This is a genomic window from Pseudomonas sp. BF-B-30 (assembly GCF_019956305.1).
GTDB lineage: Bacteria > Pseudomonadota > Gammaproteobacteria > Pseudomonadales > Pseudomonadaceae > Aquipseudomonas > Aquipseudomonas jessenii.
Map to the genome: position 1 here is coordinate 47,173 of NZ_JAHBDG010000027.1, position 20,407 is coordinate 67,579.

General features: G+C 56.0%; 18 protein-coding genes and 1 pseudogene. 7 read left to right on the plus strand and 12 right to left on the minus strand.

Translation table 11 applies throughout. From position 1 onward, the window contains the following. Positions 1–21 precede the first annotated feature (21 nt). Complete coding sequence (locus KGB29_RS15630; protein WP_150813019.1) at positions 22–1,089, minus strand: alpha/beta fold hydrolase; 1,068 nt, start codon at positions 1,087–1,089, stop codon at positions 22–24. Positions 1,090–1,379: 290 nt separating this feature from the next. Between KGB29_RS15630 and KGB29_RS15635 the strand changes: the two genes are divergently transcribed. Next, on the plus strand, positions 1,380–1,889 hold the full coding sequence (locus KGB29_RS15635; protein ID WP_150813020.1) for a cupin domain-containing protein: 510 nt from the start codon (positions 1,380–1,382) through the stop codon (positions 1,887–1,889). A gap of 829 nt (positions 1,890–2,718) precedes the next feature. Here the strand turns inward: KGB29_RS15635 and KGB29_RS15640 are convergent. Both KGB29_RS15640 and KGB29_RS15645 read right to left on the minus strand, forming a co-directional pair. Next, entirely contained in the window at positions 2,719–3,630 is a 912-nt protein-coding gene (locus KGB29_RS15640; protein ID WP_223508081.1) for a 2-hydroxyacid dehydrogenase, read from the minus strand. 25 nt (positions 3,631–3,655) lie between these two features. Next, the gene (locus KGB29_RS15645) at positions 3,656–4,636 is read right to left on the minus strand and encodes an isopenicillin N synthase family dioxygenase (protein WP_150813130.1); all 981 of its coding nucleotides are present in this window, start codon (positions 4,634–4,636) and stop codon (positions 3,656–3,658) included. 192 nt (positions 4,637–4,828) lie between these two features. Here KGB29_RS15645 and KGB29_RS15650 point away from each other — a divergent pair, with 192 nt between their 5' ends. The 3 genes from KGB29_RS15650 (at position 4,829) to KGB29_RS15660 (ending at position 8,492) form a co-directional block, all read left to right on the plus strand. Further along, positions 4,829–6,865 carry an NADH:flavin oxidoreductase gene (locus KGB29_RS15650; RefSeq protein ID WP_150813247.1) on the plus strand — a complete coding sequence of 679 codons (2,037 nt, stop codon included), beginning with the start codon at positions 4,829–4,831 and terminating at the stop codon, positions 6,863–6,865. Positions 6,866–6,929: 64 nt separating this feature from the next. Next, positions 6,930–8,045, plus strand: a complete 1,116-nt coding sequence (locus KGB29_RS15655) for an S-(hydroxymethyl)glutathione dehydrogenase/class III alcohol dehydrogenase (RefSeq protein WP_150813131.1) — start codon at positions 6,930–6,932, stop codon at positions 8,043–8,045. Positions 8,046–8,108: 63 nt separating this feature from the next. Then, positions 8,109–8,492, plus strand: a complete 384-nt coding sequence (locus KGB29_RS15660; RefSeq protein ID WP_150813132.1) for a VOC family protein — start codon at positions 8,109–8,111, stop codon at positions 8,490–8,492. Between the two features lie 69 nt (positions 8,493–8,561). Here the strand turns inward: KGB29_RS15660 and KGB29_RS15665 are convergent, their stop codons facing one another. The 4 genes from KGB29_RS15665 to KGB29_RS15680 all read right to left on the minus strand — a co-directional run bounded on the left by KGB29_RS15665 (position 8,562) and on the right by KGB29_RS15680 (position 12,487). After that, positions 8,562–9,338 (minus strand): pyrroline-5-carboxylate reductase family protein, encoded by a 777-nt coding sequence (locus tag KGB29_RS15665; RefSeq protein WP_150813133.1) that lies wholly within the window; start codon positions 9,336–9,338, stop codon positions 8,562–8,564. Then, entirely contained in the window at positions 9,328–10,035 is a 708-nt protein-coding gene (locus KGB29_RS15670; RefSeq protein ID WP_150813134.1) for a TetR/AcrR family transcriptional regulator, read from the minus strand. Before KGB29_RS15670 ends, KGB29_RS15665 begins: the two co-directional genes overlap by 11 nt. 225 nt (positions 10,036–10,260) lie before the next feature. Further along, positions 10,261–11,382: a mandelate racemase/muconate lactonizing enzyme family protein gene (locus KGB29_RS15675; RefSeq protein WP_191625410.1), complete on the minus strand. Its 1,122-nt coding sequence runs from the start codon at positions 11,380–11,382 to the stop codon at positions 10,261–10,263. Next, a complete protein-coding gene (locus tag KGB29_RS15680) occupies positions 11,369–12,487 on the minus strand; it encodes an alcohol dehydrogenase family protein (RefSeq protein ID WP_223508082.1) in 1,119 nt (372 codons plus the stop codon). Before KGB29_RS15680 ends, KGB29_RS15675 begins: the two co-directional genes overlap by 14 nt. Before the next feature lie 501 nt (positions 12,488–12,988). On the opposite strand from KGB29_RS15680, the gene KGB29_RS15685 reads away from it, so the two are divergent. Both KGB29_RS15685 and KGB29_RS15690 read left to right on the plus strand, forming a co-directional pair. Beyond that, entirely contained in the window at positions 12,989–13,792 is an 804-nt protein-coding gene (locus tag KGB29_RS15685) for an SDR family NAD(P)-dependent oxidoreductase (RefSeq protein WP_223508083.1), read from the plus strand. Positions 13,793–13,804: 12 nt separating this feature from the next. Next, entirely contained in the window at positions 13,805–14,560 is a 756-nt protein-coding gene (locus KGB29_RS15690; protein ID WP_150813136.1) for an SDR family NAD(P)-dependent oxidoreductase, read from the plus strand. Between the two features lie 78 nt (positions 14,561–14,638). Here the strand turns inward: KGB29_RS15690 and KGB29_RS15695 are convergent, their stop codons facing one another. Then, positions 14,639–15,418 (minus strand): SDR family NAD(P)-dependent oxidoreductase, encoded by a 780-nt coding sequence (locus KGB29_RS15695; protein ID WP_150813137.1) that lies wholly within the window; start codon positions 15,416–15,418, stop codon positions 14,639–14,641. 445 nt (positions 15,419–15,863) lie between these two features. Here KGB29_RS15695 and fdhA point away from each other — a divergent pair, with 445 nt between their 5' ends. Next, positions 15,864–17,063, plus strand: a complete 1,200-nt coding sequence (fdhA, locus tag KGB29_RS15700; protein WP_150813138.1) for a formaldehyde dehydrogenase, glutathione-independent — start codon at positions 15,864–15,866, stop codon at positions 17,061–17,063. A 102-nt stretch (positions 17,064–17,165) separates the two neighbouring features. On the opposite strand, the gene KGB29_RS15705 is transcribed toward fdhA, so the two are convergent. The 4 genes and pseudogenes from KGB29_RS15705 to KGB29_RS15720 form a co-directional block, all read right to left on the minus strand. Further along, positions 17,166–18,095, minus strand: a complete 930-nt coding sequence (locus tag KGB29_RS15705; RefSeq protein WP_150813139.1) for a DMT family transporter — start codon at positions 18,093–18,095, stop codon at positions 17,166–17,168. 36 nt (positions 18,096–18,131) lie between these two features. After that, positions 18,132–19,145: a GlxA family transcriptional regulator gene (locus KGB29_RS15710; RefSeq protein WP_191625411.1), complete on the minus strand. Its 1,014-nt coding sequence runs from the start codon at positions 19,143–19,145 to the stop codon at positions 18,132–18,134. A gap of 102 nt (positions 19,146–19,247) precedes the next feature. Next, positions 19,248–20,246 (minus strand): 4-hydroxyproline epimerase, encoded by a 999-nt coding sequence (locus tag KGB29_RS15715; protein WP_150813140.1) that lies wholly within the window; start codon positions 20,244–20,246, stop codon positions 19,248–19,250. Positions 20,247–20,258: 12 nt separating this feature from the next. Then, positions 20,259–20,407: pseudogene (locus KGB29_RS15720) on the minus strand (proline/glycine betaine ABC transporter permease); the annotation flags it as partial.

The window sequence follows — 20,407 nt, forward strand, 5'->3', positions numbered from 1 at the left end:
CGCGAGGGCCTCAGATCGACCTCAAAGATGATCGGCATCAATCACCGCCTTGGCGAACGCCTGCGGATCTTCCTGCGGCAGATTGTGGCCGATGCCACCATTGATCAACCGGAACTCGTATTTGCCGGTGAAGCGCTTGGCATAGTCTTCAGGTGCCGGGTGCGGTGCGCCGTTGGCATCGCCTTCAAGGGTGATGGTCGGCACGCTGATGGACGGCGCCGTGGCCAGTTTCTGCTCCAACGCTTCGTACCGACTTTCGCCCTGGACCAGGCCCAGGCGCCAGCGGTAGTTGAACACGGTGATGTCGACATGGTCGGGGTTGTCCAGCGCCTTGGCACTGCGGTCGAAGGTGGCGTCATCGAACGCCCATTTCGGCGAGGCCAGTTGCCAGATCAGCTTGGCGAAGTCATGGGTGTTCTTCTCGTAACCGGCGCGACCACGGTCAGTGGCGAAGTAGAACTGATACCACCACTGCAATTCCGCCTTGGGTGGCAGCGGGTTCTTGCCGGCCGCCTGGTTGCCGATCAAATAACCGCTGACCGAAACCAGCGCCTTGACCCGTTCCGGCCACAGTGCCGAGACAATGCCGGCCGAACGCGCACCCCAGTCGTAGCCACCGAGCACCGCTTGCTTGATCTTCAGGGCATCCATGAAGTCGATGACATCACTGGCCAGTGCAGCCGGTTGGCCATTGCGCAGGGTTTTGTCGGACAGGAAATGCGTATCGCCATAACCCCGGGCATACGGCATCAGCACCCGATAACCCTTGGCGGCCAGCAACGGCGCAACCTCATCATAGCTATGAATGTCGTACGGCCAGCCGTGCAGCAGGATCACCACCGGCCCGTTGGCCGGGCCTGTTTCTGCGTACGCCACGTCCAGCAGCCCGGCGTTGACATGCTTGAGCGGGCCGAAGGGCGAGGGCGCCGCCTGGGTGGTACCGGCAGGGACCACGGCTGGCTGCGCGGTGGCGGCCGTTTGCGCGTGGGCCGCACCGAGCACGCCGAACAGCGTCAGCGCGAGGATCGAAGGGCCGACCAGGTGGCGGCGAGTCTTGCCGGATTTGCTGTTGCGCAGTGCCATCTTCATGGGATGTCTCCATTACCAGCCGTGGGTCAGGGGTTCCGTCCGAACCCCTTCAAACCTTACGTGTATTCAAGCGCGGCAACGTATCTGGCCTGTGTCCAATTGCGGGCCGGATGAAAGTCTGTGTATCGAGGTGTCACGCCGATACACTGTGATACACAAAAGGTCAGACACTGGAGGGGGGGCAGGATCAGCATGAAGGCTAACTCGACTAAAGCACTATTTAGTCGAGTTATGTTGGCAAATGCTTCGATTATGCCAATAACGTTGCGATTTAAAGGCAGGGAGACAAAATGAATCCAAGCACCACGAAAATTGCAGAGCTGATCAAAACCCTGGCCCTTGATCCCCATATCGAAGGTGGTTTCTTTCGCAGAACCTACCAGTCGGACGACCAGAACATGATTCTGACGTCCGCTGGCCAACGGCATTGCATGACGTCGATTTTCTATCTGCTGACCCAGGACGCTCCAATAGGTCATTTCCATCTGAACCGGTCAGACATCGTTCATTACTATCATCTGGGCGATCCGATTCAGTACACGCTGATTTTTCCGGACGGCACATTGAAAACCATTGTGATGGGTCACGACGTTCTCGCCGGACAATGCTTGCAACTGCATGTGCCCGGTGGCATCTGGAAAGCTTCGCAGGTGATGCACGGTGCAGCAGGATTCGGCTTGATCAGTGAAGCGGTTACGCCAGGCTTTGATTTCGCGGATATGGAAATGGGTGACCGGCAAAAGCTCGGTCAGCAGTTTCCTGAGCATTGGGCATTGATCGAAAGGCTGACGCGAGGATGAGCTTGCTTCAAGATCTGTGAGAGTCTGGGCCAATCTGGGCATATCTCATTACGTGTAATGTATATTATGTTAAACGATGTATTGAAGCAGATCCCCGCCTAAGTCCTGAGCTCCACGTACTACCCGGAAGTAATTCTGAGAAATCCATGCTAGTAATTATCCTGTTTTCCGCACCGCTGTACCGTCCGCTTCGGCTGTCATCGGTGTCGAGTGGCTCACCATTCATAGGCAACGAAAGCAGCCCGAACCAACTCCACCGTGAACTACACTGAGTTAAGTTTCATTAGAGCTGCGAAATGTTGATGACAAGACTCCAAAGCCCGTTTCCGATATTTCCACCGATGTCTGATTTTTTCCGGTGCATTACCGTTTAATGAAGGTGCTGTCAGCCTAAAAAGGCAGGTTTTTGCCCATCCCAGAAGCTGTAAAAACAGCTTTGACGTGTTCCAGGTCACGACTAATGCGACCCGCGGCGTTGACTGCGCATTCGCTCAGTCAACGAACATCGATGATCGAAAGCGGTGAGTTCTTGACCGTTTTTACACACCCAGGGCCACAAGCGGACATTCAAAGGGCTCGATAACCAACCATGATAGCCGCCATCTATACAACTTAAGCTCATCCAAACGCCCTATCACAAACAAGCTGACAATCAGGTCCAGGTGCGCACCACCCGCATTCTTGTACACGGTGATCTCCTCCTCACCCCGCTCAAAGGCCAGCAATTGACTCAGATCGAAAAGATCCCCCTCGATTAGAGGAAAAGTAGGCAGATTTGGCCTACGCCAGTCAGGCCGCTATCAGCATGGTGCTGTCGCAGGCGGAACATCTAATAGCCTTTAGACCGATCAACTACATTCAAGAGAGGCACTCCCTCACACTCTCTTCGGAGATTCTCAACAATCACAGCCACACTACCTTCAATCTGCACATCGCTTGCAATATGTGGGGTCAGGAGCACTTGAGGGTGTTTCCAGAGTGGGTTGTCTTGAGTGGGAGGCTCTTGTACCAAAACATCCAGTACGGCACCTCCAAGACGGCCTTCATCCAACGCAGAAAGCAGATCCGCTTCTACAACGTGGGCGCCACGTCCCACGTTAATCAGTCCAGCGCCATGAGGGAGACAATCGAGCCTTGCTCCATTGAGTATCCGGTCTGTTTCGGGTGTCAGCGGCAACATGTTCACAAGGATGTCGCACTGCCCTAAAAACTCCTCTAATTCGTCCGGGCCGACGTAACAGCGACCACCTGGCACCTCCTTCGAAGAACGATTCCAGCCACTGAGCTGAAATCCCGATGGCTGAAGGCGATCAAGCGCGGCACGTCCGAGATTGCCAACCCCCATGACACCAACACGCCGCTGTGAAGCATGCACGATTGGTCGAGGTTGCCAGCGAGCACTTCGCTGATCCTCTTGGTAAGCAAGGATGTTTCGATGCAAGGCAAGAACACCAAACAGAACATACTCAGCCATGATGTCAGCCATCGAGCTGTCTACCAGCCGTATTAGCGACACGTGAGCAGGCAAACTAGCCAAATCGAACTGATCAACTCCAGCCCCGGCAGCGTAGATGAGCCGAAGATTACCAAACTGCTCCGAAAGTTTGGCAAGAGGCTCCCAAGCCAGGATGTAATGCACCTCTGCCGGGTCACCGATATCAGGCCATTGGCGGAACTCTAGTTCAGGGGCGAGCGTTGACAGGCAATCTCGCCATTTCTGCGCATCGGCGGGGTCGGCCATGTATAGGATGCACATAGAAAACTCCCTATTCGCCTTTCAGATGCGCATAGCTATCAACGAAACGCTTAAATTTGTGTTTGCCACAAGTGTACGCTTCATACTTTGCGGGTAAAGCCTCACTCACGCAGGTTGGCACAGGCTCAACAACCGCATCAAAATCCAAATCAATAAAGAAAGGTATTGAATAGCGCTCTAGACCGCTAGTATTTATGACGCGATGCATTGTCGATGTGTAGCGATCGTTGGTGAGGGTTTGAACTAGATCACCAATGTTGACGATAAAAGTGCCTTCAACGGGTGGGGCGGTAACCCACTCCCCTGCCCGGTTCTTGACTTGTAAACCGCCAACTGTGTCTTGAGACAGGACTGTCAGGAAGCCGTAATCCGTGTGAGCACCAATACCGATCTCTTCCAGGGAGACCTTTCCTGTCTGAGGCGGATAACGCAAAACTCGCTGAATAGTGATGGGTTTGCGTTGGCGTTGTTCAAAATAATTTTGCGGCAAGTCCAGACTCAGCGCGATGCCGCCGATGAGCATTCTCGCAAGCGCCAATACAGCTGAATGATAAGCCTCGGCAACCGTTTCGAATTGCGGCAGTCCGGATGGCATTTGATTAGGGCCAAAAAACGGAGAAACCTCATCGTAATGGGCTCCGTAATCAAAGCACTCTTTGAAGTCGCGCGTATTAGCAGGGTCTACGTTTTCCGCATACATCGGGATGTAACCACGTAGCGTAAGCCCGGAGTTCACGATGTTAAGTGTGTTCTTCTCCTCGGATGGAAGCTTGAAAAAAAGTTTGGTGAGCCTGTACATCTCATCTATCAGTTGCTGCGAAACGCCATGGTTTTTTATATAAAAAAAACCCACTTTTTCGCACGCTTCACCTATCTGGCTTGCCACCCGCAGCGGATTTTCGCCGTTTATGAGTGGCGAAATATCTATGACCGGGATTTCAGTGAACGCAGTTTGTTTGCTGGCCAAACGAACATCAAATAACTCAGTCACGCTTCTCTCCTTTCTAAATGGATGACAGACGCGGACGAGCCACACTCGTCCTTGTTTTGACGGATGTTAATCCTGGTTTTTTTGGCACGCAAGCAAAATGTACACCTGTGTCATAGATCGTTGACATAGGTGTACATTTATCCTAATTTTAAGTCACCGAGTCTGATGAAGCCCACTTTGGAGCGCACCACGATGTCCAGCGATCCCTTGCTGCAACCCTATAAAATCAAGAATCTGACCCTCAGAAACCGGATCATGACCACCTCCCATGAACCGGCCTACCCTGTGGACGGCATGCCCAAGGATCTCTACCGCGCCTACCACGTGGAGCGCGCCAAAGCCGGTGTCGCCCTGACCATGACTGCCGGTTCCGCTGCCGTATCCCGAGACAGCCCGCCGGTGTTCAACAATGTGCTCGCCTACAAGGACGAAGTAGTCGGATGGTTGAAGGACCTGACCGATGAATGCCACGAACATGGCGCGGCTGTGATGATCCAGTTGACTCACCTGGGCCGTCGCACCCGCTGGGACAAGGCCGACTGGTTACCGGTGGTGTCGCCATCACATCGGCGGGAGGCTTCACACCGCTCCTTCCCGAAGAAAATGGAGGAATGGGACATCGAGCGGATCATCAAGGACTATGTAGATGCTGCGGAGCGCATGAAGGCAGCAGGTCTCGATGGCCTGGAGCTTCAAGCTTACGGGCATTTGATGGACCAGTTCTGGTCGCCGTTGACCAATGACCTCGACGGCCCTTACGGCGGGTCGCTGGAAAACCGCATGCGCTTTACCTTCGACATCCTGCGTGGCATCCGCCAGCGGGTCGGCGAAGATTTCCTGCTTGGGGTTCGCTACACCGGTGATGAAGAATTGCCCGGTGGCTTTACTGCCAGTGAGGGCATGCAGGTTTCTCACATGCTCAAGGACAGCGGACTGGTCGACTTCCTGAACGTAGTGCGCGGTCACATTGATACGGATGCCGGCCTGACTGATGTCATCCCGATTCAGGGTATGCGCAACTCGCCCCATCTCGACTTCGCTGGCGAGATCCGCTCCTCAACTGGCTTCCCGACCTTCCACGCAGCGAAGATTCCCGATGTCGCCACCGCGCGCTACGCGATCGCCTCGGGCAAAGTGGACATGGTGGGCATGACTCGCGCGCACATGACCGATCCGCACATCGTGCGCAAAATCATCGAGAGGCGCGAAGAAGACATTCGCCCGTGCGTGGGCGCCAACTACTGTCTGGATCGCATCTACCAGGGCGGCGCGGCCTACTGCATCCACAACGCAGCGACGGGTCGGGAAACCACCATGCCTCATGACATTCCCAAAGCCGCAGTCAAGCGCAAGGTGCTGGTGGTCGGTACCGGCCCTGCTGGGCTGGAAGCGGCGCGGGTCGCCGGTGAGCGTGGCCATGACGTGACGGTGCTTGAAGCCGCTGACCAACCCGGCGGGCAGATTCGTCTGACTGCGCTGAGTGAGCGGCGTCGTGAGATGATCAGCATCATTGATTGGCGCATGGCGCAATGCGAACGGCTGGGGGTGAAGTTTCACTTCAATACCTGGGCCGAAGCCGACACCGTGCAAGCCTTCGAGCCAGACGTGGTCATCGTTGCGACCGGCGGCCTGCCGGATACCGAGGTGCTCCGCAAAGGTAACGAACTCGTGGTTTCAACCTGGGACATCATTTCCGGTGACATCAAGCCCGGTCGCAACGTACTGATCTTCGACGATGCTGGGGATCATGCCGCCCTGCAGGCTGCCGAGGTCATCGCGCAAAGCGGTGCGAGAGTCGAAATCGTCACCCCTGACCGCTCGTTTGCACCTGAAGTCATGGCCATGAACCTGGTGCCCTACATGCGCAGCCTGCAGGACCTGGAGGTCACCTTCACCGTCACCTACCGGGTCGATACCGTGGAAAAACGTGATGGCGGGCTCGTTGCAACCTTTGGCAGCGATTACGGACAGGTTCACAAGCAGCGCGTGGTCGATCAGGTGGTCGTCAACCATGGCACCCTTCCCCTGGACGACTTGTACTTCGAATTGCGTCCTCTCTCCACCAATGGCGGCGCGGTAGAACAGCATGACCTGATCGCCGGCACGGCACAGAACATCGTCACCAACCCCGAAGGACGCTTCCAGCTGTTCCGGATCGGTGACGCCGTGTCTGCTCGCAACACCCACGCTGCCATCTACGATGCTTTGCGCCTGGTGAAAGAAATCTGAATCCGAGCCTCCATTCTTGATGGAGCGGAGGCTCGCCATGAACAAGAGGGAAACCATGTCAGCAATGACCATTAAATCGAAGGCGGCAGTCGCTTTCGGCCCAGGACAGCCGTTACAGTTGGTGGACATCGATGTCGCACCGCCCAAGGCTGGTGAAGTACGGGTACGAATCGTGGCAACCGGTGTCTGCCACACGGATGCTTTTACCCTGTCGGGCGACGATCCCGAGGGGATCTTTCCTGCCGTGCTGGGTCATGAGGGCGGAGGGATCGTCGAGTCAATAGGCGAAGGCGTTACGTCATTGTCGGTCGGCGACCATGTGATTCCGCTGTACACGGCCGAGTGCCGGCAATGCAAATTCTGTCTGTCGGGCAAGACCAACCTGTGCCAGGCAGTCAGAGCGACACAGGGCAAGGGCCTGATGCCTGACGGAACATCGCGCTTCTCCTTTCAGGGCCAGCCGGTGTTCCACTACATGGGTTGCTCGACCTTTTCCGAGTACACGGTACTGCCGGAGATCTCCCTGGCCAAAATCCCCAAGGATGCGCCGCTAGAACAGGTGTGCTTGTTGGGCTGTGGCGTGACCACAGGCATTGGTGCCGTACTCAATACCGCCAAGGTCGAGGCCGGGGCGAGCGTAGCGATATTCGGGCTCGGTGGGATCGGGTTAGCGGCCATCATCGGCGCGAAAATGGCCAACGCCGGGCGAGTCATCGCCATTGATATCAACCCGGCCAAGCGGGACGTCGCCCTATCGCTCGGTGCAACCGATTTCATAAATCCCAAGGACTATGACAAGCCCATCCAGGACGTGATTGTCGAGCTCACCGACGGTGGCGTGGACTATTCGTTTGAATGCGTCGGCAACGTCAAGTTGATGCGAGCTGCTCTGGAGTGCTGCCACAAGGGCTGGGGTGAATCGATCATCATCGGTGTCGCCGGCGCAGGCCAGGAAATCAGCACCCGCCCTTTCCAACTGGTGACCGGGCGCGTCTGGCGCGGCAGCGCGTTTGGCGGGGTCAAGGGCCGCACGGAACTTCCCAGCTACGTTGAAAAAGCGAGCACCGGCGAAATTCCGCTGGAAACCTTCATCACCCATAACCTTGGCCTTGAAGACATCAACAAGGCTTTTGAATTGATGCATGCCGGGCAAAGCATTCGCACCGTCATTCATTTCTGACCAAGGCACTGCCGTGATATCGGCCAGCGCTCACACCCGCATCACAACCCAAAGGAAATCAGAATGTCTGTTTTTACCCATGTCACTGTCGGTACCAATGACCTCGCCAAAGCACGGAATTTCTATGATGGCGTTCTCAAAGAAATTGGTCTCAACCGTGTTGCCGACCTCGATGAATCCGGCTCCATCTGGGGCGTGGATAAACCGTCGTTCTTCGTGCTGAAACCCGCCAATGGCAATCCTGCCAACGTTGGCAATGGCGTGACTGTCAGCTTCGAAGCGCCAAATCGCGCGGCGGTACATGCATTCCACGAAACCGCACTCGCCGCCGGTGGTACCTGTGAAGGCCAACCGGGTTCGCGTAACTGGGCAGAAAATGCCTATGCCGCTTACGCTCGGGACCTTGATGGCAACAAACTGGCTGTCTATTGCTTCAAGGCCGAATAATCGCAACCGTCTGACGCCTTCTGCAGTGAAGGCCCTTCAGCGGGCCTTCACTGTAATCCCCTGCCCTGGCTACATTCCCCGCCGCGCAACCTCAGCGCCTGCCTTCACTGCCTGCCCCACAATGGACTCGATGTTCTGATCGGCCATCGACTGCAGCGCTGCCGCCGTCACGCCACGGTAAGCCATCAACGACTCAATCATTTGCCGCGGATCGCGGCTGGCAAGCATCTGGCCACCCCCCACTACTACGCCTTGTGCAGCGCGCTGCGCGATGACAAGGGGAATTCCCGCAGCCACCGCCTGATTAGTCAGTGCCATTTGCAACATTGCCGGGAAAGCCGGCCCAGTCCCGGACAATGCGCTGAGGTAATCGATACAGTCTTCATTAGGCACTTCGTCCGCTGAACCTACGCACTCGAACAGTCGCTGCACCCACTTGCGGTCGCGCTCTAGAAGGTTTCCGGCACTGTACCAAGGCGTGAACGACTGCCTGATTTCCACGACTGCATTCGGCATGGCCCGCACCACTGCATCCGCACCGGTGGCTGCGCTGATGGCTGCCGCCGGTACTCCAGCCATCAGGGAAATCACCAACTTGCCGCGGGCGTTGATCTGCAGTTCACGAAACTGCTCCGGCCGGATGGACAGCACGACAATATCGCTGAGGTCCACCAACTGCTGGTTGTCGGCCAGCAGTCTCACGCCTGGCTCGAAGGTACTGACGCCGGAGCGGTTCGAGATCAACAAATGGTCAGGCTTGATGAAACCGCTATCAAGGAGCGCCTCGGCGATTGCACGCCCGAGCCAGCCGGTGCCCCCAATGATGCCCAGGGTTCTATTCTCCATCGGCAGGAGACTCCTCGAATGTATCGACCAAGGGAACGAAAACACCGGGCTCTTTTTCTGCGTAGCCGAACTTTCCATAAAAGCGGTCCAGCTCGCGCCGCTTCGGTACTTTGCCGGTAAACACGCTCACGTACTGAGGAATCCGTCGAAATCGAACGACGATATCTTCATTGGTTTTCATGGAGATGTAGCCGATCTGCGTGAGGTAGATCGTCCTGGCCCGAACGTCGGCCCCCTCTGCGTCGTAGCCAAACCGTCGGAACATCGCGGCCAGGGCATTCATCCGTGCTTCATCGGCTAAAGCGATTTCAGCTGTGACCTCGTCCGATTGCAGCGCCCAACTGCGCACGGCAAATTCGAATTGCGAGTCGAACAGCTCAGGGTTCACCCAGCACTCAAAGACGTTGAGAATCGCTTCGGAAATACTTTCTGCGTAACTCTCGCATTGGCTGACCATACCGCCGGTGTTCTTATCCCGCCATCGAGCCAGGAGTGCCGCGAGCAGCTGTTCCCGATCTTCATAGAACCAGTAGAAGCTGGTACGAGACAAATTCAAGCGTTTGGCCAGCGGCATCACCCGCACAGCATCCACACCCGACTCTTTAAGAGCATCGTAGGCCGCGTCCAGCCAAACATCGACAGAGCCTCGCCAGCCTGCGTCCTGCGCTTTGGTTTTCGCCCTTCCTGTCTGTGACATTCGGGTGCACCTTCAATTTAAGAATTCTTCTCCACTGTACACCGCAGGATCCGTGGCGTACACGGTATGTACATAGGCGTACATTTTCGAGACGCTCGTTCGCCAAATCAAGTGAGCATGCCATCAATGGACCCGAATCAATTCACTGGTCAAAAAAACGCGGATTCCACATAAAAAAAACGCGGCGCACGAAGTACTTCATGCGCCGCGCTGCTGTAGATCAACTCAGCGATATACCGCTACGGGTTCACCGATGACGTCCCGATTGATCGTGAGGCCCAATCCTGGGGCCTGCGGGGCACGGATACGTCCATCCACCACGGGAATGTCGACGTGCGCCGTGATCGGAGGGTACATATCGCGCGTATCAAGCACGCAGCGCAGATTTCGGTGTGGGATTGATTGCCCGAGGTGAGTCAGCGCAGCGAACGCTACCTGTGAGCCAGCGGTCTCCTGGACGCTCATCGTCAAGCCGGAGGTCATGCACATGTCGCGCAGACGTCGGGCTCTGGTCAGGCCGCCGTGTTTGGAAACTTTCAGACCAATACCGTCTGCAGCTTTCTCGCTGATCAGTTGCGTCACCGAAGCTTCATCCGTCGCCAGCTCGTCCATGATCAATGGAACATTGGTTCGCTGGCGCAGGGACATGTGCTCAGCCCATGTGGCGCACGGCGCCTCAAGGACGAAGTCCAGCCCGGATGGCAGCAGTCTCAACATGCGCAATGCATGCTCTACCGTCAGGCCACCGTTGCAATCAACGATGAAGTATTCCTCGGGGCGGGCATCTGCAAGTGATGCCTCAATGCGCGCGGCATCCAGCGCGGGCCCACCCTCCTCCGGTGTTGCGCCGACCTTCACCGAATGCCCCAAGTATCCTTGCTTTCGAGTCTGAGCAACTCGACGACGCATGTCTTCAGGATCGCCGGCATAGGTCGAGTCGATGATCGGCATGGACAGTCCTGTACTACCGCCCAGCAGTTCACAAACCGGCATACCCACCGCTTTACCCAGGATGTCCCAGCAAGCCACATCGATTGCAGCTTTTGCATGGAGGTGGCCCATCAAGGTGCTGTCCATGACATCGTTTATTCGATCAACCTGTCGGGGATCCCGGCCGATGAGCATGTCTGCCATTTCGGCGATACCCGCTCTCACCCCCAGGGCGTGCGCTGCAATGTAGTTCGGGCCGAAGGGTGTCGACTCGCCCCAGCCTTCAAGGCCGGTATCTGTGCGAATACACACTATCGTGGAGTCAAAACTTGTGTAAGTACGGCCGCCCGACAGCTTATAAACGCCGCCAGCGTATGGCAGATCTACTTGATAAACTTCAATTTCAATGATCTTCACAAACACTCTCCTGTGGTGGCACCAATACCAGTTTTCCCGCATAACGTTTTTCTATGAAGTCATTCTGTGCCTTGGCAATGTCGGACAGTGGATAACTGTTGCTGACAAAGGGACGGATACGACCGTGTTCAATATGACTGACCAACTCATTGAAAACTGCATCCTCCTGGAAAGTGCAGCCATGAAACGTGAGGTCTTTCAAGTAAAGCGTTCGTAGATCCAGTTCGACGATTGGGCCGGCGATAGCACCCGAAACAGCGTAACGACCACCCCGCTTGAGCACTTGCAACAGCGCGGGCCAATCTTTCCCACCCACCAGGTCCAGCACCACGGAAACGCTGTTTTCTCCAAGCGCCTCAACCAGGTTTTCGTCTCGATGAATTACGCGATCGGCGCCCAGAGACAGAATTTGATCCGCCTTGCTTGCGCTGGTAATTGCGATCACCTCGGCACCGCGGCATTTCGCCAATTGGACCGCAGCCGATCCCACACCGCCGCTTGCACCGGTGATCAGTACTTTGTCGGCGCCACTGACGGCTGCGCGCTGGAGTAAAAGTTCGGCGGTTGAATAGGCACATGGAATCGAAGCTAATTCTATATCGCTCCAATCACTGTTCACCGGCCAGGTGTCCGCTGCCGGCGCTACTGTAAATTGCGCAAAAGCCCCATTGCAGTCCGAACCGTAGGTCCAGCACTCGAACGGCCGATTCTCAACCGGTGCTCGCAGCATGTTGCGTACCAGCACGCGCTGTCCGACTCGAGAATCGTCCACCCCTTGGCCAACCGCAACAATGCGTCCGCAGCAATCGGCACCCTGGATCAGCGGAAACTTGAGCGGAACACCGGACCAGGATGCGTCCTCAGTGTCGATCTTAGCGAACCCGGAAGCGCCGCCCGAATTGGTGTCGCCGGTTATTTGTTTGGAGTACCAACCAATACGCGTGTTGATGTCGGTGTTATTGACTCCAGCAGCGCCGACTTTTATCAAGACTTCGCCGGCACCAGGGCGAGGCACTGGCACATCTGTATGGTATTCAAGCTGCTCAGTACCCCCATGCCCCTTCAGAAGCACAGCGTGCATGGTCTTGGGTAATGTAAGCGTCATTCGGCTCTCCTAGTCATTTGGGGGTATACAACCTGTCTTCGGTTTTTTATTAGTCGGCGGATTTGCCAAGAGGTTGTTTGCTGCGTGTGCAAACAAAAGACTTTACTGGCGGTTTTTTATTCTTATTCATTAGGCGCTCAAACTCTGTGCATTCAATGGCCCAAGTGTTGCCAGCAAAAACAATGAGGTTTGTAAACTGCAAACTTGTAGCTTTCTACTTATAGAAAACCTTAGCAGTGGAGACTCCCTGGCTATAATGATATTTTAGATAGATAAATGATTACTTCACGTTATGAACAGCTGACGTTCCGCGGGATTGTGCGCTATGGCCATGATCAATGCTCCCGCAGAGAATGGGCTGACAGTGAAACTACATTTCGCCCCATTCCAACCGATCTGAGCACGATTCAAAATTTTCGATTCAGAAATTTTGGATAACGTCAGGTTATCCTTGGTCCGGTAAAAAAGTTGCTGGACGCTTCTATCCATGGAAATTAAATAATGGCTCCGCCAAAAAACAACCAGGTAGGTTGCCATATGAAATTTAATAATAAAGTGGTGGTCATTACCGGCGCTGCCGGCGGTGTCGGACAGGCATTAGCGTTATTGTTCGCCCGAGAAGGCGCAAAGCTTGTTTTGTCCGATCTTGATGAAGCCGGTTGCAAATCAATTTCCGCCAAAGTCCGTGACTTGGGCGCCGAAGTGCACTATGTGGCAGGCGATTTACGCCGAAAAGAATATTGCGAAGCGATTGTCCAAACTGCCGTCGATATTTTTTCGGGGATCGACATCGTATTGAACAATGCGGGCATCATTCCCCGCGGCACGATTGAGGAAACCACTGACGACATGTGGTTTGACGCCATGGGTGTAAACCTGAATGCGGTGTTCTTCATCTGCCGTGCCGCGATACCGCACATGAAAAATCGCCCAGGCGCCGCAATCGTCAACACATCATCTGTCTGGGGCATTTATCCAGGTCCCGCCCACGTGGCGTATTGCACAAGCAAAGGGGCCGTCGCGGCGTTAACCAAAAATCTAGGCCGCGATTGCGCCCCCTTGGGCATCCGCGTCAACGCCGTCTGCCCGCACGAAATCAACACCCCGATGATACGCAGCGGCTTTGAGCGTCGTGGCCTGGATCCGGACAAAGCCGTGCAAGAACTGAACAAGAGCGTGCCATTAGGCCGTATCGCCGAGCCTGAGGACATTGCGGATGTCATCGCATTTCTGGCGTCTGACGAGGCCAGGTACATCGCCGGCGAAACGGTAGAAGTCACAGGCGCCAAGCCGGTGTCCGGCTAAGGAGAGGTAGCGATGCTCAATGGTAAGAATGTAGTGGTGACCGGGGGCGGCAGAGGGATTGGCCGAGGCATCACCGAACAATTGCTTGAGGCGGGAGCTTCTGTATTGATCGCTCAGCGCCAGGCACTGGACGCCGACTTGCAAAATCACCCTCAAGTCTATTTCGTCGAGGCTGATCTCGCCTCGATGGAGTCACCCAATTTGATTGCACAGTTTGCCCAGGAGCAGCTTGGCGGAATCGATGTATTGGTTAACAACGCCGGGTTCATGTTCGAGAAATCCATTGATGATATGACCGAACAGGACTGGGATCGCATGATGGCTGTCAATCTGCGGGCGCCAGCGTTCTTGTGCAAAGCGTTGGTGCCCCAGATGCGTCAGCGAGGCGGTGGCAGCATCATCAACATCGGCTCGATCGAAGGGATAGGCGCCAACCCTGAACATGCCGCGTACTGTGCCTCCAAGGCCGGCATCCATGGGCTGACCCGAGCCTTGGCAATCGATCTCGGCCGAGACGGCATCCGCTGCAATGCCATTGCTCCAGGGTGGATCAATTCCGAGTTGAGTGATGCGTACCTCGCCGCTCAAGCTGATCCGCGTGCGGCGCGCCATGCACTCCTGCGCCTTCATCCGGTCGGACGTACCGGATTGCCGGCGGATGTTGGCGGGACAGTCGTTTTCCTGGCCTCGGAGTCATCGGCCTTCATCACCGGGCAGGTGCTCGTGGTGGATGGGGGGCGCACGGCGAAACTGCCACTGCCGTTTTGATCGAATCAGCCTGAATTGCGACGGAGGGAGTCAGTTACTCTCCTCCGCCGCAAATTTTTGCGGCGGGCAACGCATTCATTACTTGGGTGCTTTGTTCTCTATCAGACAATTGCCACCATCGATCACCAGCAACTCACCGGTAATGTAGCTGGACTCAGGTGAGGCCAGAAACGTAACGGCAGCAGCTACTTCTTCCGGGCGACCAGCCCTGCCAACCGGAACATACTTCGCTGCATTCTCTTCCTCTGAAGTGCTTGACCCTGTGGCGATCCAGCCAGGTGCGACCGAGTTCACAGTGATCCCATAGCGAGCGACCTCAAGGGCCAGGCTCATGTTCATGCCCACCATTCCGGCTTTTGCCGCGGCATAAGCTGCCTCTCCCGGATTACCGGCTCGAGTGCCAGTCGTGGAACTGACATTGATGATTCGGCCATAGTGTCTGTTACGCATCCCCGGCAAAATTCCACGGGTCAATAGAAAGGCGGTTGTCAGATTTCGAGCAATTGAAAGATTCCAACTATCGACACTCATGTCCGCTAGATCGGTAAAAGGCTCCGGATGACCCTGTGCGGCCATGCCGGCATTGTTCACAAGAATATCGATTCGCCCCCATACCGATTCCGCCCAAGTGGTAAGTTCAAGGACTTGATCCTCTTCACTCAAGTCCGCCGCACGCCCTTGCGCTTCAAATCCTTCGGCACGTAACTCCTCCACCCGATCATGGATGCGAGCGCTGCTGCCTGTGACGATCAACCGCACGCCCAGGCTGCCCAGACGCCTCGCAATCGCAATGCCAATTCCTCGTTCACTACCGGCTCCGCTGACAAGCGCTACCTGACCAGTCCAGTCCGCAACCATCGCGTTTGCTCCTATCGTCCGGGGTTAGCCCCTGAATCCATGGAAATTGAGGGGAAAGAGATACTCAACATACAACTCACACCTGGCGCTGCAGGTGGACATCTGGGGATACAGGCGCTGGTCCTGTTGGTAAGTACTGCGTCCTCATAGAAGATCAAGGCTGAATCATAGACGCATCAGGTACGGAGCGATGCATACCTCCGGCAAGGCTGGCGGTTGAGAGTCCTGAAACTGGTGGTGATTGGGTGCTAAATGCCCTCGCAGAGTGCTGATACCAGGCGTAGGATCGATACGATGACTGCTAATCACGCGTCGTTGGAAGGTGACTTCCAACCAATCTGCATTCACGCGCAAACGCAAGACATATACCGCCGCACTGTAAGGCCGCGCGCCCCTTCGCAGTACATGGGCCGTGTTCTCACAACAACAAAAGCGAGGTGAAAGCATGTCTGGTAATCGTGGTGTCGTGTATCTCGGCGCAGGCAAGGTCGAGGTGCAGACCATCCCCTATCCAAAAATGGAAGACCCGCGCGGCAAGCGCATTGACCATGGCGTGATCCTGCGCGTGGTTTCGACCAATATCTGCGGCTCCGACCAGCATATGGTGCGTGGTCGGACCACGGCCCAGGTCGGGCTGGTGCTTGGCCATGAAATTACTGGTGAGGTAATCGAGAAGGGCCGTGACGTGGAAAACGTGCAGATCGGTGACCTGGTCTCGGTGCCGTTCAACGTCGCCTGCGGCCGTTGTCGCAGTTGCAAGGAACAGCACACCGGCGTCTGCCTGACGGTCAACCCGGCGCGCCCCGGCGGTGCCTATGGCTATGTGGACATGGGCGACTGGGTCGGCGGCCAGGCCGAATACGTGCTGGTGCCGTATGCCGACTTCAACCTGCTGAAGCTGCCCGACCGCGACAAGACAATGGAGAAAATCCGCGACCTGACCTGCCTCTCCGATATCCTGCCGACCGGCTACCACGGCGCGGTGACCGCCGGTGTCGGCCCTGGCAGCACAGTGTATATCGCCGGTGCCGGTCCGGTCGGACTGGCTGCCGCCGCCTCCGCCCGTCTGCTGGGTGCGGCGGTGGTGATAGTCGGCGACGTCAATCCGCTGCGTCTGGCGCATGCCAAGGCCCAGGGCTTCGAGATCGCCGACCTGACCCAGGACACTCCGCTGCACGAGCAAATCGCCAACCTGCTCGGTGAGCCGGAAGTCGATTGTGCTGTCGATGCGGTCGGCTTCGAAGCCCGTGGCCACGGCCATGACGGCGCGCAGCACGAGGCCCCGGCCGATGTGCTCAACGCGCTGATGGGCGTGGTGCGGGTCGCCGGCAATATCGGTATCCCCGGTCTGTATGTCACCGAAGACCCGGGCGCGGTCAACAAAGCCGCCAAGCATGGCAGCCTGAACATCCGTTTCGGCCTCGGCTGGGCCAAGTCCCACAGCTTCCACACCGGCCAGACCCCGACGATGAAGTACAACCGTCAGCTGATGCAGGCGATCATGTGGGACCGGATCAACATTGCCGAGGTCGTCGGCGTGCAGGTGATCAGCTTGGACGACGCGCCGCGCGGTTACCACGAGTTCGATGCCGGGGTGCCGAAAAAATTCGTCATGGATCCGCACAAGCTGTTTAGCGCCGCCTAAGGAGCAGGTTGGAAAAGGGCAGCTTTGAGCTGCCCTTTTTTATGGCCGTGTCTCGTCCTGGAAACTAACTACAAATTGAGTACTTCATACACTCAGGTATGTTCACGCCTTTGCCTTAATCGCATACAGCCCACCGATAATCACCAACGTGGCTCCGATAACCACCCAGGTATCAGGGCGCTCGGCAAAAACGATCACACCAATCAAAGTGGCGAACACCAGAAGCGCATAATTGAAAGGCTGCAGGGAAGAAGCGGTCGCGTATTTCAGTGCTTGAATGAAGAGAATCTGAGCAACTACCCCCGTCAATGACAGGATCCCCATCAAGAGGCCCTGGACCGGAGTCGGAGAAACCCATGCGGGCAGCCCCGCAAATGTGACCGTCAGGGCACCCACACTCGCCATAAAGAGCATGTTCGTTGCAAAGGAATCGTGCTGGCTAATCCGGCGCGTCAGTACGTTGAACACTGCGAACGCCAAAGCCGCCAGCAGGGGAATCAGCGCCGCGAGTTCAAAAACCCCCGCGCCTGGTCGAAGGATGATCAGTGTCCCGGTGAACCCTATGGCGGCGGCAATCCAGCGCCGCAAACCTATGAACTCCCCAAGCACGGCCCCCGCCAATGCCAGTGCCATCAGCGGAAATACGGCATAGAGCGCATGCATTTCGGCCAGGCCCAAATATCGTAGCCCCACTGCAAACAGTATGGTTTCACCCACGGCTAACAGGGCTCGAATGATTTGGAGCCAAGGGTGCTTACTGCGAAAGGACTCCTTGCCCCTACCTTGGTAGGCGGCATATCCGAGGGCAAAAACGACAAACACCCAATAGCGCATCATGACCAGTTGGGCAACCGGGAAGTCTTTGACAAGCACCTTGGTTAGTCCGTCCTGGCTCGCAAAGATAAGCATTGAAAGCAGGCATAGGAAGATCCCAAGTTGGGGCCTTGCGACCCCAGGACCAGCGGCAACGGTGGGCGTAGTTAAGTGCGCAGTATTTTTCGTTCGGTCGCTCTTCAATCGCAACTCGGTCATGCCCTCCTCCTTAAAATTTCAGCAATATCCGCTTTTTTATTTCACCAGCCGCGTTTCTCTCGAAGGCCGGTAACCAAAATACGAGCTGTAGCATTTGCTGAAATGGCTTGGTGAAACAAAGCCGCATGCGACCAGCACATCAACCTGAGACAGCTCTGTGTGCTGAAGCAATCGCCGTGCTTCGGTAATGCGTAATTCCAGGTAATACCGTTGCGGTGTTGTACCCAGCTGTTCTTTGAACAAGCGCTCTATTTGTCGACGGGAACGTCCGGCATAGACCGCCAGTTGGTCCATTTGCAGCGGTTCTTCAAGGTTGGCGTCCATCAGCTTGACCACCTCTTTAAGGGGGGCGCTCAACGAGATGTTCTGCGTCGGTTTGATACGCCGATAGCGCGACTCTTCGAAAGAAAGAATGTCTTCGATGCCTTCGACGAGCGCCTTACCGTGCAATCCCTTGATCCACTCCAGGGCCATGTGAAAAGCACCCGCCGGACTCGAAGCCGTGAGCCTGTCTCGATCCATGACAAATGCTTCACTGGTGACATGCGTGACTTTTGAAATTTCTGCGAGCGCGGGTCGATGCTCGGGATGAATCGCACAACGATACCCTTCAAGCAAACCTGACACGCCCAAAAACCACGCCCCATTCCACAGCCCGGCCAGTGTGATACCAAGTTCCGATGCTGTTTTAAGGATGCTGATCAGCTCGTGATTGACTTTGAGTTCCGTGCGGTAGCCGCCGCATATGACCAGCAAATTAAGGTCTTTGAGTGCTGCGACGTCCAAACGCGCATCCGGTCGAATAACCAGGCCAAGGTCGCTGGTGACCTCTCCCTCCTGCAACCCGAAGGTTCGTGAAGAAAACAACGTAGGACGCAACAGGTTGGCAGTGACAATCGTATCGAGCGCTTGCGTAAATGCAGGCAACGAGAAGTGCTCGAGCAGTAAAAATCCTGCCCGGGCATGAGCCCTCGGCTCACTCCGAGTCTCTTCCAGATAGCGCAGGTTTTTACCTTTCATACACCCGCTGAAATCTCGTCGTTCGATCACTTTACGCCTCGCTTCTTTACACTAACAAACGCAGCCTTTGTGCAAACCACAGTTGAATCTGCGCATCCGAAGAATCAACCACTGGCGCCGTGACCAAACGGTTCATGCGAGCTGGAATCCGTGGGCTAGAGGGTCTTTGTCATCAACGAAAATAGTGTTGTGACCTATCACCTCCGCCCAGCCGCTGACACTTGGTCTCATGCCGTCGAAGGATCCGACTTTTACCGGCGCCTCAACTTTTCCTTCGTAAATCGTACCGATCAGACTTTCAAGTCGGTAAACGTCGCCGACGTTCAACCGACCCTTTCCAAAGAGCTGAGCCATCCGGGCAGAAGTACCGGTACCACCGGGAGAGCGATCAATGGCTTTATCACCGTAGAACACGGCACAGCGTCCATTCACGGTTCTGCTTTGTGGTTTGTCACACCAAATAATGTGGTGAACACCGCTGATTCTACCGTTCTCCGGATGCACAGGGTCACAAATGGCCGAAAGCGCTGCGCGCAGCTTCTGACTCAACCCCACGATGTCGGCCGTCGTCTGCCCTTCGAATCCAGTCCAGCACTCCTGTGGTTCGACTACCGCGTAGAAATTCCCGCCGTAGGCGATGTCCACCGTAAATGTTCCAACGCCAGGTACTTCCACCACCACATCGGCGCTGTGCAGGTAGCTGGCTACGTTGAACAAGCGAATCGACTCAACAAATTCGCCGCCCATTGTGTATTCGACATCGACCCGTCCCGCCGGTGTTTCAATGGCCAGTTTTCCTGGCTCACGAGGTGACACCAAGCCCTCTTCAATGACCACGGTCGATAATCCGATGGTGCCCGCACCACACATCGGCAGGCAGCCGCTGACTTCGATGAACAATGCACCGAAATCGCAGTCATCACGTACCGACGGATAGATGATGACGCCGGACATGATGTCGTGCCCCCGGGGCTCGAACATCAATGCGGTGCGTACCCAGTCGTGGTCACGCACAAAAATATCGCGCCGCTCCGCCATTGATACGGAAGGCATCAGCGGTGCTCCGCCCGCTACAACCCGAACCGGGTTGCCGCACGCGTGCGAATCAATGCAAAAAAAACTGCGTCTCATACTGAAGCCCTTTCAAAGAAGTTTGCTTGGGGAATGACGCTGCAACGCACCGCGTGACAGTCGATCCAACAGCAGAGCAATAGCGACAATGGCCAGGCCAGCTCGAAGCCCTAATCCCATCTCCATCCTGGAGAGGCCTCGGGTCACTTCAGCCCCCAGAC

Excerpts from the sequence above, each read along its gene's own strand:
- KGB29_RS15670 (WP_150813134.1), bottom strand. The coding sequence starts at position 10,035 with ATGTCACAGACAGGAAGGGCGAAAACCAAAGCGCAGGACGCAGGCTGG.
- KGB29_RS15685 (WP_223508083.1), top strand. The coding sequence starts at position 12,989 with ATGGCTCCGCCAAAAAACAACCAGGTAGGTTGCCATATGAAATTTAAT.
- KGB29_RS15655 (WP_150813131.1), top strand. The coding sequence starts at position 6,930 with ATGACCATTAAATCGAAGGCGGCAGTCGCTTTCGGCCCAGGACAGCCG.
- KGB29_RS15665 (WP_150813133.1), bottom strand. The coding sequence starts at position 9,338 with ATGGAGAATAGAACCCTGGGCATCATTGGGGGCACCGGCTGGCTCGGG.
- KGB29_RS15635 (WP_150813020.1), top strand. The coding sequence starts at position 1,380 with ATGAATCCAAGCACCACGAAAATTGCAGAGCTGATCAAAACCCTGGCC.
- KGB29_RS15640 (WP_223508081.1), bottom strand. The coding sequence starts at position 3,630 with ATGGCCGACCCCGCCGATGCGCAGAAATGGCGAGATTGCCTGTCAACG.
- KGB29_RS15680 (WP_223508082.1), bottom strand. The coding sequence starts at position 12,487 with ATGACGCTTACATTACCCAAGACCATGCACGCTGTGCTTCTGAAGGGG.
- KGB29_RS15690 (WP_150813136.1), top strand. The coding sequence starts at position 13,805 with ATGCTCAATGGTAAGAATGTAGTGGTGACCGGGGGCGGCAGAGGGATT.
- KGB29_RS15715 (WP_150813140.1), bottom strand. The coding sequence starts at position 20,246 with ATGAGACGCAGTTTTTTTTGCATTGATTCGCACGCGTGCGGCAACCCG.
- KGB29_RS15630 (WP_150813019.1), bottom strand. The coding sequence starts at position 1,089 with ATGAAGATGGCACTGCGCAACAGCAAATCCGGCAAGACTCGCCGCCAC.
- KGB29_RS15705 (WP_150813139.1), bottom strand. The coding sequence starts at position 18,095 with ATGACCGAGTTGCGATTGAAGAGCGACCGAACGAAAAATACTGCGCAC.
- KGB29_RS15695 (WP_150813137.1), bottom strand. The coding sequence starts at position 15,418 with ATGGTTGCGGACTGGACTGGTCAGGTAGCGCTTGTCAGCGGAGCCGGT.
- fdhA (WP_150813138.1), top strand. The coding sequence starts at position 15,864 with ATGTCTGGTAATCGTGGTGTCGTGTATCTCGGCGCAGGCAAGGTCGAG.
- KGB29_RS15660 (WP_150813132.1), top strand. The coding sequence starts at position 8,109 with ATGTCTGTTTTTACCCATGTCACTGTCGGTACCAATGACCTCGCCAAA.
- KGB29_RS15650 (WP_150813247.1), top strand. The coding sequence starts at position 4,829 with ATGTCCAGCGATCCCTTGCTGCAACCCTATAAAATCAAGAATCTGACC.